This window comes from Xenorhabdus sp. KK7.4, from assembly GCF_963876465.1.
Lineage (GTDB): Bacteria > Pseudomonadota > Gammaproteobacteria > Enterobacterales > Enterobacteriaceae > Xenorhabdus > Xenorhabdus stockiae.
This window is the reverse complement of record NZ_CAWNQF010000133.1, coordinates 93350-110352: the sequence shown is the minus strand read 5'-3', so window position 1 is coordinate 110352 and position 17003 is coordinate 93350. Positions and strand designations below refer to the sequence as shown.

The 17003-nt window shown below is 43.4% G+C and carries 16 protein-coding genes; all 16 read right to left on the bottom strand.

The annotated features are described in order from the left end of the window. Positions 1-41: 41 nt before the first annotated feature. The 16 genes from AACS90_RS21385 to AACS90_RS21310 all read right to left on the bottom strand — a co-directional run bounded on the left by AACS90_RS21385 (position 42) and on the right by AACS90_RS21310 (position 16801). Positions 42-971 carry an NAD(P)-dependent oxidoreductase gene (locus AACS90_RS21385; RefSeq protein ID WP_099121429.1) on the bottom strand — a complete coding sequence of 310 codons (930 nt, stop codon included), beginning with the start codon at positions 969-971 and terminating at the stop codon, positions 42-44. Further along, entirely contained in the window at positions 961-2028 is a 1068-nt protein-coding gene (gene argC / locus AACS90_RS21380; RefSeq protein ID WP_099121428.1) for an N-acetyl-gamma-glutamyl-phosphate reductase, read from the bottom strand. The genes AACS90_RS21385 and argC overlap by 11 nt, the downstream gene beginning before the upstream one ends. Next, complete coding sequence (locus AACS90_RS21375) at positions 2028-3026, bottom strand: zinc-dependent alcohol dehydrogenase (RefSeq protein WP_099121427.1); 999 nt, start codon at positions 3024-3026, stop codon at positions 2028-2030. Before AACS90_RS21375 ends, argC begins: the two co-directional genes overlap by 1 nt. Next, positions 3023-4183 carry an iron-containing alcohol dehydrogenase family protein gene (locus tag AACS90_RS21370; protein ID WP_193757165.1) on the bottom strand — a complete coding sequence of 387 codons (1161 nt, stop codon included), beginning with the start codon at positions 4181-4183 and terminating at the stop codon, positions 3023-3025. The genes AACS90_RS21375 and AACS90_RS21370 overlap by 4 nt, the downstream gene beginning before the upstream one ends. A gap of 402 nt (positions 4184-4585) precedes the next feature. After that, positions 4586-5104 carry a 4-hydroxyphenylacetate 3-monooxygenase, reductase component gene (hpaC, locus tag AACS90_RS21365; protein WP_099121425.1) on the bottom strand — a complete coding sequence of 173 codons (519 nt, stop codon included), beginning with the start codon at positions 5102-5104 and terminating at the stop codon, positions 4586-4588. A gap of 21 nt (positions 5105-5125) precedes the next feature. Further along, complete coding sequence (hpaB, locus tag AACS90_RS21360; RefSeq protein WP_099121424.1) at positions 5126-6688, bottom strand: 4-hydroxyphenylacetate 3-monooxygenase, oxygenase component; 1563 nt, start codon at positions 6686-6688, stop codon at positions 5126-5128. A 264-nt stretch (positions 6689-6952) separates the two neighbouring features. Further along, complete coding sequence (hpaA, locus tag AACS90_RS21355; protein ID WP_099121423.1) at positions 6953-7852, bottom strand: 4-hydroxyphenylacetate catabolism regulatory protein HpaA; 900 nt, start codon at positions 7850-7852, stop codon at positions 6953-6955. Positions 7853-7915: 63 nt separating this feature from the next. Further along, a complete protein-coding gene (hpaX, locus tag AACS90_RS21350) occupies positions 7916-9265 on the bottom strand; it encodes a 4-hydroxyphenylacetate permease (protein WP_099121422.1) in 1350 nt (449 codons plus the stop codon). Positions 9266-9285: 20 nt separating this feature from the next. Beyond that, positions 9286-10095 (bottom strand): 4-hydroxy-2-oxoheptanedioate aldolase, encoded by an 810-nt coding sequence (gene hpaI, locus AACS90_RS21345; protein ID WP_099121421.1) that lies wholly within the window; start codon positions 10093-10095, stop codon positions 9286-9288. A gap of 53 nt (positions 10096-10148) precedes the next feature. Then, entirely contained in the window at positions 10149-10952 is an 804-nt protein-coding gene (gene hpaH / locus AACS90_RS21340) for a 2-oxo-hept-4-ene-1,7-dioate hydratase (RefSeq protein ID WP_099121420.1), read from the bottom strand. Positions 10953-10972: 20 nt separating this feature from the next. Then, positions 10973-12445 (bottom strand): NAD-dependent succinate-semialdehyde dehydrogenase, encoded by a 1473-nt coding sequence (locus AACS90_RS21335; protein ID WP_099121419.1) that lies wholly within the window; start codon positions 12443-12445, stop codon positions 10973-10975. 86 nt (positions 12446-12531) lie between these two features. Continuing rightward, a complete protein-coding gene (locus AACS90_RS21330; RefSeq protein WP_099121418.1) occupies positions 12532-12930 on the bottom strand; it encodes a 5-carboxymethyl-2-hydroxymuconate Delta-isomerase in 399 nt (132 codons plus the stop codon). 12 nt (positions 12931-12942) lie between these two features. After that, a complete protein-coding gene (gene hpaD / locus AACS90_RS21325; RefSeq protein ID WP_099121417.1) occupies positions 12943-13818 on the bottom strand; it encodes a 3,4-dihydroxyphenylacetate 2,3-dioxygenase in 876 nt (291 codons plus the stop codon). Positions 13819-13929: 111 nt separating this feature from the next. Beyond that, positions 13930-15396 carry a 5-carboxymethyl-2-hydroxymuconate semialdehyde dehydrogenase gene (gene hpaE / locus AACS90_RS21320; protein WP_099121416.1) on the bottom strand — a complete coding sequence of 489 codons (1467 nt, stop codon included), beginning with the start codon at positions 15394-15396 and terminating at the stop codon, positions 13930-13932. Beyond that, complete coding sequence (locus AACS90_RS21315) at positions 15393-16157, bottom strand: fumarylacetoacetate hydrolase family protein (RefSeq protein WP_099121415.1); 765 nt, start codon at positions 16155-16157, stop codon at positions 15393-15395. Before AACS90_RS21315 ends, hpaE begins: the two co-directional genes overlap by 4 nt. Next, complete coding sequence (locus AACS90_RS21310) at positions 16154-16801, bottom strand: fumarylacetoacetate hydrolase family protein (protein ID WP_099121414.1); 648 nt, start codon at positions 16799-16801, stop codon at positions 16154-16156. Before AACS90_RS21310 ends, AACS90_RS21315 begins: the two co-directional genes overlap by 4 nt. Positions 16802-17003 lie beyond the last annotated feature (202 nt).

Sequence of the window (17003 nt, the reverse complement as noted above, 5' to 3'; positions counted from 1 at the left end):
TCGCTTATTTATTTACATTTAATTATGACTAACTAAGGGATTTAATCTGAAAATTCCTGCTTCAAAAACTGAATAATCAAATCAGCAATCTTTTCTTGCGATTCATTTGTCATAGCACCAATATGTGGTGTTCCAATGAAATTATTTAGAGTAAATAGAGGAGAAATTTTTCTCTCATGTTCGAATACGTCACTGGCTGCACCATAAATATTTTTATTAATCAAAGAATGATAAAGGTCTTGTTCGGAAACAACTCCCCCTCTGGCGACATTGATTAAAATTGATGTCGGATTTAAGTAACATAAATTATCTTTATTTATTAGATTTTTTGTTGAGTTAGTGTATGGGCAACAGACGACTAGTATGTCATTAAATGCCATTAACTCCTCAAGATGGTTAAATAAAGTGATATTTTTTGTATTCATATCTGCTGCTCGTTTTGTCGAATAATGAGCCACTGTACAAGAAACTAACATATTATAGCCTTTGGCAATATTAGCAATTTCTTGCCCTATGCTACCAAAACCGATTAACCCCAATTTTTTATTGGTTAATTCAAATCCCATCAGTGATTTTTTATTCCAAATATTAGTTTCTATTTCATTACTTGCCCGTTTTATATGGCGAAAAAGGCAATGCATCAAACCAATACTCAGTTCCGCGACAGCTCTGGAATTAGTATTCGGTGTGTTATAAAAAAGAATCTTTGCGTTATATAAAGCGTGTAAATCAATATTATCTGTTCCCGTACCCGCGCGTATAATCGCCCTCAGGTTTTTTCCGTGACTAAGTAACTCACTATCCACTTGTGCTCCGCTACGAAGTATTAAAATATCGTATTTATTAATACATTGTATAATTTCTTGTTGTGTAATAGGATGTTTTACTGTAACGGTAAATTTTTCTTCTATATAGTTTCTTAGTTTTATATGAATAGGGTCTACAACAAGTATTCTCAGTTTAGAGACCATAACGTGTTAATCCTGTTGATTCTTTGATATCCAGCATAAGATTCATATTTTGAATAGCAGTTCCCGCTGCGCCCTTGACTAAGTTGTCAATGATACTGACAATACGTAATTCACCTGTTTTTTGAACAATATCTATAGAGATATGGCAGGAATTTGAACCAATAACTTTAGATAGTTGAGGATAAATACCATAATCTTTTTCAATACCTTGAGAACCTTGATTTAATCCAACAATGGAAACAAATTCATTATTCTTATAATAATCTTGTAAATATTCGAGAATTTCGTTTCTGTTATAGGTTACTTTTGTATTTAATTTCATGGCTTGTATCATGAAAATGCCTCTGGCGAAATTACCATGTGAAGTAACTAATGAGATATTTGCCTGTCTACCTGTCGTCTCTTTAATGATGTTTTCTATTTCGTCAGTATGACGATGGCCATTGAGCGAATAAGCCAGAATATTCCCAAATTGATTGTAATGAAGTAGTTCTTTTTTATGCTGATTACCTGCTCCTGAAGTCCCATTAATGGCACTGATGAAAATCATGTCAGTATTTATGATATCTTTTTTAATCAAGGGAATTAAACCACATAGAGCGGCATTGACATAGCATCCAGGGTTAGCAATATAGTGGCTTTTTTTAATTGACTCCCGATATTCTTCAATATAACCGTAAGTGAATTTCCCCTGTAATTCCTTTGCACCGTGCGGTTTTCCATAAATTTCTTCAAACAGGGCAGATTCGGAAAAGCGGAAATCAGCACCTAAATCAATAATTCTGGCGTGAGTATGGCTGAAAGCAAGGGCTACTGTATGTGATTCACCGGATGGAAGGCAAAGAAATATAATATCAGGTGTTATATGCTGTATTTCTTCTAGCGTATATGTTTTTTTAACAATGCCGGTTAAATTCGGATGTAGAGATTCAAGGTCAATACCTGACTCCCGGGAAATGGGACAAATTTCTTTTATGTAGGGATGATTTTCTAATAATCGAATAACTTCACATCCGGTCCAACCTGTTGCGCCTATAACAAATGCTGTTATTTTCATTATAAATATCCTATTGATTCAATTAATACTTTTCCGTCTGAATTACCCGTAATCATGTGATTTTTAAGTTCTTTAAAGTGAATTTTTTTAGTAATTATTTTTTCCAGTTTTGAGTGTGTGGTTGTAGATAGGTGTAATATATCGATGGCCTGTTTTAAGTCATCAAGAGTACTCAGGAATGAACCACTGAATTTTAACTCTTTCCGTACAATTGTATTCATATCTAATTGACTAATAGTGTCAAAATAGGAAATGAATAAGAGTTCACCTCCAACAACCGTTAATTTGAGTATTTGGCTGAAGTTCAATTTATTTCCACCTGCGACAATCATTACATCAAATTTATTTTCCACTACTGCGACTTGTTCATCGACTACGGTAAAACCCAACTCAATTAAAAAATTTTTTCTGGATACATTTTTTTCTATAAATGTGATGTCACAGGCACCATAGGTTTCCTGACAGGTAATGGCACTGAGCAAACCCATTGCACCAGCTCCAATAATTAGTATTTTTGTTGTTGGTGTAATACTGATTTTATTGAGTGCATGTATAACAATACTAAGAGGTTCAGAAAGAACGAATAAATCTGAATTATCAGGGAGAAATGCTAATGAACTATGATGAACAATCATATGATTAGAAAATGCACCACCACTGCCGGCAGTGTTATAAGTGATTTTTTTGGAACAATGGTTGTAACGCTTAACTCTACAGTATTCACAATATCCACAATAGCCATAAGATAATGCCGTTACCCATTGCTGTTCTTTAAATATTGAAATACCATTATTATTTATTACCTTTCCGATAAACTCATGACCAAGAATAGCTGGATATTTTTTATAAGGATGGCTACCGTGGAGAACCATATAATCTGAACCACAAATAGTCGCTTTTTGAATTTCCAGTAATAAAAAACCAGATTCAAGTTTGGGAATCGATTCTTTTTGATAGAATTGGCAGCCTTTCGCTGTGCATATTAATGAGTAACTCATGGGTTTATCTCTAAGTAATGAATAATCAGCATATTTACTGCTTCTTTACCTATCTTATTTACTATGGGATCGTTGGTTATATTACCTTTGATTCTTTTTAATATATCTTCTTTGCTTGTGGGTAATGATTTTAATCTATCCTTAAAGTTAAATAACTTTAACTTTTTAAGTGTTATTGAAATATATTTATCAAGAGGCATGTGTTGTGTAATTTTTTCTGGTAATGGTGTATTTGCATTATATTTTATCAATAACTTTATCCATTCTGGATAAAAAGCAGCTAAACCAGCGCCATGAGAGAGTTTATATATGGGGGAAAAAGCTTGTTCAAACCTATGGGGTAAACAAGTACTATTATGGCAGACACAGATACCACCTAATAGAGCAGCATAGGCAATATCATCATAAAATTGCTCATCAATATCGCCCTTGGAATATTGATCTACAATCTTGTTAATTAAAGTTAATGCTTCTAACGCAATTAATTCAATAATTCTGTTTTTCTTGATGGCCTGAGTTGCTTCAAAGGCGTGCGTAAAGCTATCAAATATTGTTTCCCGTAATACGTTATCAGGTAAAGTATGGCCAAAATTAGCGTCAATTAAAGCAATATCAGGAAAAATGGCCATTCCCCGAACTCCATCTTTATTACCATTGCTATTATCCAGAATAATTGCACCTTTGGTGACTTCAGCGCCAGTGCCAAACGTGGTTGGAACCGCAATATGAAATAGTTTTTTATTTACATATTCAAAGGTATTACCAACAACTGTTTCAATTTGTACTGCATCGTCGAGGCAAATTGAGGCTACTTTTCCTAAATCCAGTATGTTGCCACCACCCACTGAAATCAGCGAATCAAAATTGTCATTGTATAAACGATTCTTTATTTTTTGTAACTCTTCAGTTGATGCTTTGACATTACTTTCAATAAAATAGGGAATTATTTTTGTTTCTGAATTTTTGTTGCTTTGGGTAAATATACCCCTCAAGCCGGCAGATCTTTTAAAGGCTCCTAGAGAAGTAATTAGCAATGTTTTGGTCAGTTTATTTTCACTAAGATAACGACAGATTTTTTCTAGTGAATTTCGCTCATAAATTATTTTTGTTGGTAAATTAAATGGGATATTTTCAATTTTTATTGATCTGATTACCATGCTAGCCCTCATGATTCTTAATAGTTATTTTTTATAAGCATAGGAACAAATAGCATTGTTTATTTTTCATGGTGGTTTTATTTTATTATCATAATTTCAATTTCCTAATTGTGTTCGGTTTGTTTTTGATTTGTTCTTTTTGTGTTATATCGCGTTGCTTTTATCGTTGCAATGTTGATTGCGTAAAAAATTAAATATTTTATTAATTATTTTTGTCTTTATATTGCAGTTTTTTATTTTATTTATTTTTGAAAAGGTGAAGTAGATATTTAATTTTTGAACCATTCTTATTGATGGATATTATTATGTATTAGGAGGGGGGTATTGAAACTGAGCTCAAAAATAACCCCCATTATTTTCAATGGGGGTACCAGTGATAGAATACTAATTTTTAGCTTCACTTCAAACTGCGGTAGCCAGAGTTTTGTTCATCACCTGATGAAAAGCACGCTTGAAATAAATCAGCCCGTGGCCTTCTTCCAGAACATGAAGCTGTTTTATTTCGACCAGATAAACATTGTGTGTGCCGATTTCCTGCACCTGTTCGATGCTTCCTTCCAGACTGGCGAGTGTTCCTTTCAGCATGGGTTGTCCTAATGAGCCTGTGTGCCAGATATCCCAGCTAAAGCGTTCTTCCATACTGGCTTCAGTCATACCCGCAAAATGGCGGGCCAGCAATTCCTGCTCATGATTCAGGATATTGACACATAGCTGGCCATTACCCTGAAATACCTGATTCATAGCACTGTTACGGTTTATGCACACCATCAAAGTTGGCGGAGTATCTGTCACGGAGCATACTGCCGTCGCTGTCATACCGCAACGCCCGGCCGGGCCGTCGGTTGTAATAATATTCACCGCCGCGGAAAGGCTTGCCATCGCATTTCTGAATAGCAAGCGATGTTCATTTTCTAAAGACATCATAAGTCTCCTGCTACTCATTTATTTCAGTAGCGTATCTAATAAATTAATATCATTGTTGTTGTGTAAATGGGGGCTTACCCAGCCATTTACATCATAATCAGAGAGACACTGATCCACCAGCTCAGTCATTTTTTTCATATTGCCAGAACCATACGCATGGCGCAGGCATTGTAGACGAATTTCATCCTGACTGCCGGCATAGTTGATTTCATACAATTCATGACGCCCACCAAATTCACTGCCAATGGCATCCCACATTAGTTTCAGGATTTTAATGCGTTCAACATGATCAATGCCATTTGAACCTCGGACATATTTTTCAAGGTATTGACTGATTTCAGGGTTATTCATATCCCGTACACTGGAGGGCAAATAAATTAATCCACTGGTTACATTACTTTCAATGATATTTTTAATTTTTGTATAAGCCATTGGTGCCATGACCCGATAAGTCTGTATTGCCTGAGTGTCTGGCAGGTAGGCTCCACCTTCCCATGGTTTTGCTTCTGCCCACATTGCATCTGTCAGCGACCAGAACAAATTGCGCCATGCCACGACTTCACCCAAATCAGCCTGAACCCCTCTAAAATCCACCACACCAGTACATTCCAGGCTCTTTTGCAGCAATCCGGTGATGAAGTCCAGTTTAACGGCCAGACGTACACAGGCCTGCATAGGAAACAGGCGGGCGAAACCACTTTGAACGGCCCAATTACGTGCGCGATCAAAGTCACGATAAATTAACACGTTTTCCCACGGAATTAACACTTTATCCATCACCAGAATGGCATCATTTTCATCAAACCGGCTGGAAAGTGGATAATCAAAAGGTGATCCGGTCGCACCTGCCGTCAGCTCATAAGAAGCTCGGGAGATTAATTTGACGCCGTCAGAATCCATTGGGGCGACAAACATCAGGGCAAAATCAGGGTTATCACCCATGACCTGCGCCGAGCCGAAACCAATAAAATTATAATGAGTTAAGGCGGAATTGGTTGCCACGACTTTGGCACCGCTGACAATAATTCCTGCATCTGTTTCTTTTTCTATCTGGATAAAAACATCTTTAACCTGATCGGCGGGTTTATGGCGATCAATCGGAGGGTTGACGATTGCATGGTTAAAATAAAGCGCATTTTCCTGAATGCGTTTATACCAACTGCGGGCATTATCGGCGAATTGCCCATAAAACTCTGGATAAGCCCCTAAAGCACAGCAAAATGCCGCTTTATAATCCGGTGTGCGTCCCATCCAGCCATAGCTCTGGCGTGACCATTCAGCAATGGCATCGCGTTGCTGGCGGATGTCATCTGGGCTGGTTGCGAAACGAAAGAATTTGTGAGTATAACCGCCGCTGCCAGTATCAGTATCCCAACAGAGAATGTCATGAGTCTTTGGGTCATGCAGAGCGTCATATAATTGGCTGATAGAGGCAGCAGCATTGCGAAAAGCAGGATGCGTCGTCACATCCTTGACCCGTTTACCATAGATATAAATTTCCCGCCCATCCTGTAATGACTGCATATATTCTTTACTGGTTAACGGACGTGTTTTATCGGCACGAAAATCTTCTGGTTTCATAGCTACCTCATCATCCGAAGCCTTCCATTCTGATTTGTTATCTTAATGGTAGGTTAAGTGTTAAATAAATGTTGACTTATATATTTAATTGAAGCGACTGAGGGAGAATATCTGAAGAGACTTTCAGAAGAACCGCAGGTACTTTTCGGTAAAAACGGGTGATTTGTTACGTAAATGTGATCAGCCTTGTGTTTTGATATAAGCGCGCCCGATCAGAAGTTATATCTGAATGTGATTGTATTTTATGATGAAGGTATTTTATGGTTATTTGACGTTATTTTCTCGCCAGATACTCGGTGAACACCCTTCCAGCCGATTAAAAAACCGGGCGAAATAAGCCGGGTCTTTGAATCCTAACTGGTATGCCACTTCAAATACCGGACTATCACTGAACAACAGTAACCGTTTTGCTTCCCTTAATTGACGGTAAAAAATCAATCTCTTAGGAGGACGATTTGCAAACCGGCGACACATATCTTTCAGGCGTGATTCTGTAATTCCCAGAATCTGAGCATACTCCGGTACAGTAAGATGTTGGCTGTAATGCTGATCGACCAGTTGGTTAAAGCGCTGGAAGAGTTTCAGTTCTCCTCTGACTCCACCAGCACGATGATCTTCAAGGGGAATGCTGCGTAAAAGAAAAGTAAACAGGGATTGTGCCAAGAAAGTCAGTGACTGTTCGCGACCGGCAAATTGATTGGCTGATTCACGACTAATTAATGCCCAGTAGTGATTGAATGTTTCCAGTTCGTCCGGTTTATCGGCAATGGAAAGGCAGAAAGCCGGAATATCAATCAGTTCCCGATGTGCAGGATAGAGCGAATTAAGTAGGGGAGTAATTAACTCCTGACGCACAGTCAGTACATAACCATCGGTGCCTTCCTGCGTAAAAAATGCATGGGGTACAGAAGGGGGAGTCAGGATAAACAGCGGGGCCTGTACCGAGTAACGGAGATCGTCCAATTGTAATTCAATCCGACCGGTGACCAGATAGTGCAGCTGAAAAAAGCCATCATGGCGATGGGCTTGCATATCACGACCAAAAAATGCGGCCATTCGACCAAAAGTCTGATAATGGACATCGTCTGATCCCTGAGTTTCATCATAATCTTTACTGATATCAATATTGCTAATAACTTCGCTGTTTATCTGGCTGGCTGACATCAATTTATTCCCTTCAAGGTGGTCATCAGGATATTTTTTGAGACGTCGTAAATTAGACAAGTTTTATGATCTTGCGTGTTTCATTGGGATCAGCAGAACCATCAGTGCCCCGATCACCAGCAGCCCGGCGACAAAATAGAGACCAGAGTTAAAACTTCCGGTCTGATCTTTCAGCCACCCGATCAACAAAGGGCTGACAGCCGAACCTACATTACCCGTGGCATTGATCACCGCGATCCCAATGGCTCGCGCTCGCAGGCTGATGGATTGATCGGGTGTTGTCCAGAATACTGCCATCGCAGTAAACGAGCCGGTTGAGGCCATGATGATGCCTAAAAGCTGTATCATGCTGTTGTCTGTCAGTGACGTCAGGAGCCAGCCCGCAGCTGCAAACAGAAAAGGCAGAGCTGTGTGCATTTTTCGTTCTTGCAGGCGGTCTGACCGACGGCTCCAGTAGATCATTCCCAAAATGGTACAGAACTGAGGTATAGCTGTTAGCAGGCCAATAACGGTGTGACTGCTTCCCTGATTGAAACTCTGCATAATTTGTGGCGTCCAGATATTAATGGCGCTCAGCGTATTGGTCAGGCAGAAATAAGCGAAGGTGTACATCAGGACAATCGGGGTAAAAATTTCACGCCACAGGCTGGTTTTTGCGTGTGAAGGTTCAGGGTGTGCTAAAGAAACTTTATCGTTCTCTATCATTTCCTGTAGGCATTTTTTATCTTCATTTGTCAGCCACTTTGCTTTTTCTGGTGAATCATCCAAATAAAACCAGACGACAAAACCCAGGAGAACAGAAGGGAAGCCTTCCAGAAAAAACAGCCACTGCCAGCCACGCAGATCCCAGATGCCGTCCATTTCCAGAATATAACCGGATGCCAGTGAACCAAATGCCATTGTGACAGGCATAGCAATCATAAACAGGGCATTGGCACGGGCACGGTAATAAGCCGGAAACCAATATGTCAGATAGACCAGAATACCCGGCAGGAAGCCGGCTTCTGCAATCCCGACCAGCATACGCAGGATATACAGGCTGGTGGGACCGGTAGCAAACATTGTCGCGGTGGAAGCAATCCCCCACAGCACCATAATCGTGGCAATCCAGCGTCTGGCTCCCACAATACCCAGCATGATATTACTGGGAATACCAAAAGCTACATAAGTCACATAAAACAGTGTTGCAGCTAACCCGAACATGGTCGATGTAAGACCCAGATCTTTTCCCATCGTTAAACCGGCAAAACCAATATTGATACGATCCAGAAAAGAAAATATGAACAGGACAAACAGAAACAGGATCAGGCGGCGAAATAATTTTTTGATAACACTTTGCTGCTGTGCCGTGAGGTTTTTATGTGAATAGTCTGGTGCATCATGCTTCTGTATGGCTTCAGGTGAGCTGCTCATGGTTGTGACCTTTTTATTGATTAATATGCAGCGTTGGATACAGACGATACGGTGTTTTCCTGTCCTTTACCGAAATGTGCCGCCAGCGAACTGGCTGCATTGGAGAGCAGTGTGGTATCAACACCAACGGCAATAAACTTCACACCGAGAGCCAGATAGTGCTCAGCCGCTTCAGTATTGGTCATTAATATCCCGGCAGCTTTGCCTGCTGTGTTGATTTGCCTGATGGCTTGTTCTATCGCCGCCTTGACTTCAGGGTGTTGGGGGTTGCCGCTGTGCCCCATATCAGCACTGAGATCTGCGGGGCCGATAAATACACCATCAACACCCTCAATCGTCAGCATCTCTGACAAATTATTCAGAGCCTCACGGGTTTCCACCTGAATCAGAACGCACATTTCTTCATTGGCACGCGCCAGATAATTAGGGATACGATTCCAGCGCGAAGCTCTTGCCAGCGCACTGCCTACACCCCGAATGCCTTCCGGCGGGTAGCGGGTAGCACGCACCGCTTCACGTGCCTGCTCAGCATTCTGAATCATCGGGATGAGTAGTGTCTGAGCACCGATATCCAGCAGTTGCTTGATAATAACCGGATCGTTCCACGGCGGACGAACAATCGGCTGGCTTGGATAGGCAGCAATAGCCTGTAACTGATTCAGGGTGGAAGAGATATCATTGGGGGCATGCTCGCCATCAATTAATAGCCAGTCAAAGCCGGTTCCCGCCAGAATTTCAGCACTGTATGAACTACAAAGCCCAAGCCATAATCCGATTTGTGGCTGCCCCGATTGCAGGGCCTGTTTGAATCTATTTGTCAGTTGATCCATGAGTGCACCTTATGCTCCGAATTTTTAATTCATGTTTTATACCAGACTGATTTTTAAGAAAAATAACAGCTCACTGAACCTAATGCGCCATAATCCACATGAAATGTATCACCTTTGCGGGCTGCAACTGGTCGGGTGAAAGAACCACTCAGTATGATCTGGCCTGCTTCAAGCTGGACACCATGTGGCGCTAACTTATTTGCAAGCCACGCAACACCACTGGCGGGATGGTCAAGCACTGCTGCTGCTACGCCGGATTCCTCAACTACACCATTGCGATAGAGCAGAGCGCTGACCCATCTCAAATCCAGCTCATGGGGTTTGATGGGGCGTCCTCCCATAATGACGCCCCCATTTGCTGCATTATCAGAAATCGTATCCACGACTTTACGCGGACGCTGGGTTTCCGGATCGATGTTGTGACAGCGGGCATCGATCAGCTCCAGTGCCGGAATAACGTAATCGGTCGCATTGTAAACATCAAACAGTGTACAGTTCGGGCCTTGCAGCGGTTTTGCCAGTACGAATGCCAATTCCACCTCAATGCGCGGAACAATAAAACGTTCGCAAGGGATATGGCTACCGCTCTGAAAAAACATATCATCCAGCAGTGCGCCATAATCCGGTTCTTCAATTTGTGAACTGAGCTGCATGGCTCTGGATGTCAGGCCAATTTTATGCCCTTTCAATACCCGGCCTTCCGCCATTTTCATACTGACCCACTCACGCTGAATGGCGTATGCATCCTCAATGGTTATTTCCGGATAATCCAGTGAGATTTGACGGATCTGTTTACGGTCTTTCTCTGCCAGATATAAACGACGAGCAACCTGTGATACGACTTCTTGCTGTAGCATATGTGTCAAACTCCTTTGGTTTATAATCCTCCGAAACAGAGGTATTTCACTTCCAGATAATCTTCTATGCCGTAGCGCGACCCCTCACGCCCCAGACCAGACTGTTTTATACCCCCGAATGGAACAGCTTCGTTGGAAATCAGCCCTTCGTTAATGCCAACCATGCCGCTTTCCAGCGCTTCTGCTACACGGTAAATCCTGCCGATATCGCGGGAATAAAAGTAAGCGGCCAGCCCGTACTCTGTGCTGTTGGCAATGCGAATGGCCTCTTCTTCATCCCGGAATTTGAACAGGGCAGCCAGAGGGCCGAATGTTTCTTCATGGGCGACTTGCATTGTTTCATCAATATCAGCCAGTACGGTTGGCTCAAAGAACAGGCCACCCAGTTTGTGGGATTTTCCTCCGACCAGAAGCCTTGCACCACGGGAAACGGCATCACTGACATGCGCCTGAACTTTATCTATCGCAGCCTGATTAATCAGAGGGCCCTGCTGTGAGGAACTATCACTGGCTGGGCCAACATGCAGTTCTCTGGCTGCCTGAGCCAGACGCTCAGCAAATGCCTCGTAAATGTTTTCCTGAACCAGGATCCGGTTTGCGCAGACACAAGTCTGGCCGCTGTTACGGAATTTTGCTGCCATTGCACCTTTAACTGCGGCATCTAAGTCGGCATCATCAAAAACAATAAAAGGTGCATTGCCACCTAACTCAAGAGAGAGTTTTTTCACCGTATCGGCGCTTTGTGCCATGAGCAATTTCCCAACACGCGTCGATCCGGTAAAAGAGAGTTTGCGTACAATAGGGCTTGAAGTCAGGGCTTCCCCAATCGCTTTAGCGTCCATTCCGGTGACAATATTAAAGACCCCGGCAGGGATCCCTGCCTGCTCAGCCAGAACAACCAGAGCCAGTGCGGAAAGCGGGGTTTCTGCGGCAGGTTTCAGGACGACAGTACAACCTGCGGCCAGTGCCGGGCTGACTTTTCGGGTAATCATGGCATTAGGGAAATTCCACGGCGTAATGGCTGCAACCACTCCGATGGGTTGCTTGATGGTGGATGTGCGGCAACCCGGCATGGGGGAAGGGATAGTTTCACCGTAAATGCGTTTGCCTTCTTCTGCAAACCATTCGATAAAACTTGCACCATAAGCAATTTCACCCATCGCCTCTGCATGGGACTTCCCTTGCTCGATACTCAGCAGTTCGGCCAGTGTTTTCTGGTTATCGATGACCAGATTGAACCATTGCCTGAGTATCTGGCTACGTTTTTTGGCTGTCAGGTCACGCCATGCAGGAAGTGCTTTTTCGGCAGCTTTAATCGCACGATGAGTTTCTGCTGCACCCATATCACTGACATTGGCGATGATGTCACCAGTAGCAGGGTTGGTCACAGCAAAGGTGGCTTTATTGTCTGCATCAAGCCATTTCCCGTCAATGTAACCCTGCTGACGCAATAACAGGGAATCGTGTAATACAGCATCAAGATGGTTTGTCATGGTTTTCTCTTCATTTAACAAAAAGGTGAACTTAACGTTTTTGTACTTCAATTACGTTGAATTTCAGTCATATTGAATTATGGCACTCATAATGTCTTAGTTTTTGATTTAAAAAGTTTATGAACATTATTGGATTTATAATTCAGTATTGGATCAAGTTCTTCCATTGTAAAAGAGAGACCAAGGTAACGCTGTGCCATTAAATCGGCAAAATGAGCTTTGATGAGCGAAAACAGCATTTCCCCGACTTTCTGACAATCCTCAGAGCTGCGTCCTGCACCGATTTTCAGCGTCATGTGAACAAAAGCATAATCCTGTTTTCCATCTGCCATTTGCCACGTATCCAGCCAAATAGCCCGGCTGCGGATCCCGCCCTGAGGGAAAATGCCGGTATCGGCAAGCGCCTGATTCACTTTCGCAAACAGTTCCGGTAAGTTGGCTTCTTTGCGGATATTTTCGGTACATTCAGCATAAAAATGTGGCATAGCTAACTCCTGTCAGACGGACGTTGTCTGGTTAACAGAATGTGGTAATGGGAAAACAGCATTCACCTGTCCTGTCCCTGAACTGGCAAATAATTCCGTGAGAAACTCAACCTTGCCGTCATATTTATCCCAGCCAAGCAGCCCGAGTAACATGACGGTATCGTGCATATTGCCTTCCCCCCGACAGTAGAGGGCATATTCAGGCAGCATGTCGCAAAACTCCCTGAAGCGACCTTCTTTCCAAAGTTTGACAACCCGGTTATCCATCTGCTCATCAAACTCGCGGGTATAGCTGTTCATGCCTTCTTCGGCACGTTGATCATCGATAAAGCTGTGGGAGAGTGAACCGCTGGCCAGCACGGCAACGGTGCCATCATATTTCTCAATAGCCCGTAAAATGGCTTCTCCCAACTTACGGCTGTCTTCGAAAGCATGCACAGTACAAAAGGCAGAAATTGAAATAACTTTAAAATGACGGTCACTATTCATATAGCGCATTGGTACTAATGTGCCATATTCCAGTGTCAGGCTGGCAATCTCATGTGATTTTGCACGAACCCCCATCTGGCGCGCTTCTTCTGCGATCATTCGTCCCAGTTCGGGGTTTCCGTCATACTCATAACTCATATCACGGATAAAATGCGGTAATTCATTACTGGTATAAATGCCGGAGAAATGTTCCGCACAGTTAATATGGTAGGCACTATTTACCAGCCAGTGAGTATCAAACACGATAATGGTATCGACACCCAATTCCCGGCAGCGACGGCTGATTTCCTTATGCCCGTCAATCGCACTTTGCCGACAGCCATAGTGTTTACCCGGCAATTCGGACAGATACATGGAAGGTACATGTGTAATTTTTGCTGCTAACGCTAACTTGCCCATAAATCCTCACTCAGTATCAGGATGATGAAAAGCGGTTAACGCTGGAAGTGATATACCCGCCATCATTCAGTTTGTAGTCTGAAATCCTTCGGATATATCTCTTTTCTTAGATCAAAGTCCCCAGCGAGGAATGGGATGATTTCCCATTGAAATACAAACATTTTTCACTTCAGCAAAAACTTCAAAGCTATATTCTCCGCCTTCCCGTCCTACACCGGAGGCTTTGACACCACCAAATGGCTGGCGCAGATCGCGTACGTTCTGGGAATTGACGAAGACCATGCCGGCTTCAATTCCCTGTGCCAGACGCAGGACTTTGCTCACATCCTGAGTCCAGATATAAGATGCCAGCCCATATTCCACATCGTTAGCCATGCGAAGACCGTCTTCTTCACTCTTGAATGGCAACAGACAGGCGACAGGGCCGAAAATTTCTTCCTGTGCCACGCGCATCCGGTTATCCACATCGGCGAGGACGGTTGGTCGCAGGAAGTGACCATTTTTCAGATGATCAGGCAGATCTGCCGGTTTGTCCGGCCCTCCGGTTAACAGAGTTGCGCCTTCTTCAATACCCAGTCGGATATAACCGGAAACTTTTTCCCAGTGCTGGTGGCTGATCAGGCTGCCGACCTGAGTATTCAGATCCTGTGGATCACCAACACGCAGGCGGCTGGCTCGTTCTGCGAAACGCTTTACAAATTCAGGATAGATGCTTTCCTGAATGAAAATACGGGAGCCGGCTGTACAGCGTTCACCATTGAGGGAAAAAATGGTGAACAGGGCAGCATCTAACGCACGTTCAATATCGGCATCTTCAAAAATCAGTACCGGAGATTTGCCACCCAGTTCCATGGAGTATTTTTTCAGCCCTGAGTTCTGCATAATCAGGCGACCGGTAGCTGTCCCGCCGGTAAAAGAAACGGCACGGACATCATGATGTTTTACCAGCGCATCACCCGCAGTATTGCCATATCCCTGTACCACATTCAGCACTCCTGCGGGGATACCGGCTTCCAGAGCCAGTTCTCCCAGACGGTTTGCGGTCAGTGGTGAAAGCTCAGACATTTTCAGGATTGCGGTGTTTCCCAGAGCCAGGCAGGGGGCAACTTTCCATGTGGCAGTCATGAATGGCACATTCCACGGAGAAATCAGTGCGCAGACGCCTACAGGCTGGATAAGGGTATAGTTCAGCATCTTGTCATCGACGGGATAAGTGCGCCCGTTCATCTGCTGACAAGTTTCCGCAAAGAAATCGAAATTGTGGGAAGCGCGTGGGATAAGGACATTTTTTGTCTGATGGATTGGCAAACCCGTATCACTGGTTTCCATCGCCGCAATTTCAGGTACATTCTGGTCGATTAACTCGCCTAAACGCCGCATCAGACGCGCACGTTCTTTCATTGGGGTATTTGCCCATTTAGGAAAAGCGTCTTTTGCGGCAGCCACCGCCTGATCAATTTCTTCCTTTCCGCCAGAAGCGACTTCTGCCAATACCTCACCGGTTGCGGGATTGACTGTTTCAAAATAGGTACTGCTGACAACGTTTTTACCGTTGATCCAATGATTAATTGTGGTCATGACAGGCTTTCCTCATATGCTTGCTGGCTGACAATATGATTTACCAGACGTCCGATACCTTCGATTTCCACAATCACTTCATCTCCGGGAACAACATCGGATAAACCTTTGGGCGTGCCCGTGGCGATCATGTCTCCTGGCTGTAATGTCATGAAATCGCTCAGATAGGCAATCAGGAAGGGGATATCAAAGATCAAATCTGCGGTGGTGCCACGCTGGCGTAATTCACCATTAACCCAGGTACTCAGGATCAGATTATGCGGATCGGCAATTTCGTGCTTATCAACAATCCACGGCCCGATAGGCGTTAACGTGTCACGGCTTTTTACACGCAGATTGGGGCGATAATAATTCTCCAGATAATCACGAATGGCGTAATCGTTACAGAGGGTATAGCCTGCAACGTAATCCATGGCATCAGCTCTGGAAACTTTGTGGGCTGGCTTACCAATGACAACAACTAATTCTGCTTCATAATGCATATATTCCACATTATCAGGACGGACGGAAACCTGACGGTGGCCTGTGAAACTGTTGGCTGCCTTGATAAATACCAGAGGCTCCTCCGGCGGCTTAAATTCCAGCTCTGTGGCATGATCGGCATAATTCAGACCCAACGCGAACAGTGTTCCGGTGGCTGGCGGAAGCCATACAACATCAAGCCCGCTGATCCGGCTACCATCGGGCAGCAGCACATTCTCCTGCTCATCAACAGTGACATGCAGATCCTGACCCTGATAGTGAATTCTGGCGTGTTTCATGCCTGACCTCCGGCCAATACAACGGTGTTTTGTAAAATGGGAAAACCATCAGCCCTGATTGTGACAGTATCATTGGGGTGCAAAGTGGCACGCTGGTGAGGAGTTCCCAGCAGAATGACGTCCCCTTCATTCAGGGTGGTAAAATCGCTCAATGCGGATAAAAGCTCTGATGCGGAACGCACCAGATCATGAGTTGACCAGCGATCAACTTCCTGCCCGTTTATCTCGGTGATGATATCCAGTGAGTTTATAGACTTCACATCTGACATCTGACCAATTGGACAAAAACCATCGCGGCATTTTGCTTTTATGGCAGGGCGATAAAATGAAGTCTCCGGTAAGCTGACTTCGTTAGCCAGTGCATAACCGGCGATGTATTGTTCGGCATCTTTGGCAGAAACTTTGCGGGCAGCTTTGCCGACGTTATTTGTGCTGATAAACAGTGCCAGCGTCGCGCCACTTTGCACAGTTTCCCCAATGGGATGGGGAATAACATCACCGGATGTAATAACTGTATTACGGGGTTTGATAAACCAAACTGGAGTTTGAGGAGGCTCGTTATATGGCGCTTTGTGAAATGCCTTACGCCAAAAATCGAGCTGACTGTTGTGGTTGAGAGCGACGGCAAAGACGGTGCCTTTCATTAACAACTCCTTGCAAGCTGAGCGATATATCGCAAGATAAATTATTAATATATTAATAAAGCAAGAAGCGATGATGTTCAATATGTTAAGTTAATTGTTAATTTTAATTGTGATCTCTGTAACAACATTCTGTTAATGATTATTTTTAGTACATAAAGATCAAGCCGTTATATTATCTAATAGGGTCATTTGGTATTGCGTT

Excerpts from the sequence above, each read along its gene's own strand:
- hpaX (WP_099121422.1), bottom strand. The coding sequence starts at position 9,265 with ATGAGCAGCTCACCTGAAGCCATACAGAAGCATGATGCACCAGACTAT.
- hpaD (WP_099121417.1), bottom strand. The coding sequence starts at position 13,818 with ATGGGCAAGTTAGCGTTAGCAGCAAAAATTACACATGTACCTTCCATG.
- AACS90_RS21385 (WP_099121429.1), bottom strand. The coding sequence starts at position 971 with ATGGTCTCTAAACTGAGAATACTTGTTGTAGACCCTATTCATATAAAA.
- AACS90_RS21335 (WP_099121419.1), bottom strand. The coding sequence starts at position 12,445 with ATGACAAACCATCTTGATGCTGTATTACACGATTCCCTGTTATTGCGT.
- hpaH (WP_099121420.1), bottom strand. The coding sequence starts at position 10,952 with ATGCTACAGCAAGAAGTCGTATCACAGGTTGCTCGTCGTTTATATCTG.
- hpaB (WP_099121424.1), bottom strand. The coding sequence starts at position 6,688 with ATGAAACCAGAAGATTTTCGTGCCGATAAAACACGTCCGTTAACCAGT.
- hpaC (WP_099121425.1), bottom strand. The coding sequence starts at position 5,104 with ATGTCTTTAGAAAATGAACATCGCTTGCTATTCAGAAATGCGATGGCA.
- AACS90_RS21375 (WP_099121427.1), bottom strand. The coding sequence starts at position 3,026 with ATGAGTTACTCATTAATATGCACAGCGAAAGGCTGCCAATTCTATCAA.
- hpaE (WP_099121416.1), bottom strand. The coding sequence starts at position 15,396 with ATGACCACAATTAATCATTGGATCAACGGTAAAAACGTTGTCAGCAGT.
- AACS90_RS21370 (WP_193757165.1), bottom strand. The coding sequence starts at position 4,183 with ATGGTAATCAGATCAATAAAAATTGAAAATATCCCATTTAATTTACCA.
- AACS90_RS21310 (WP_099121414.1), bottom strand. The coding sequence starts at position 16,801 with ATGAAAGGCACCGTCTTTGCCGTCGCTCTCAACCACAACAGTCAGCTC.
- argC (WP_099121428.1), bottom strand. The coding sequence starts at position 2,028 with ATGAAAATAACAGCATTTGTTATAGGCGCAACAGGTTGGACCGGATGT.
- AACS90_RS21315 (WP_099121415.1), bottom strand. The coding sequence starts at position 16,157 with ATGAAACACGCCAGAATTCACTATCAGGGTCAGGATCTGCATGTCACT.
- hpaI (WP_099121421.1), bottom strand. The coding sequence starts at position 10,095 with ATGGATCAACTGACAAATAGATTCAAACAGGCCCTGCAATCGGGGCAG.
- AACS90_RS21330 (WP_099121418.1), bottom strand. The coding sequence starts at position 12,930 with ATGCCACATTTTTATGCTGAATGTACCGAAAATATCCGCAAAGAAGCC.
- hpaA (WP_099121423.1), bottom strand. The coding sequence starts at position 7,852 with ATGTCAGCCAGCCAGATAAACAGCGAAGTTATTAGCAATATTGATATC.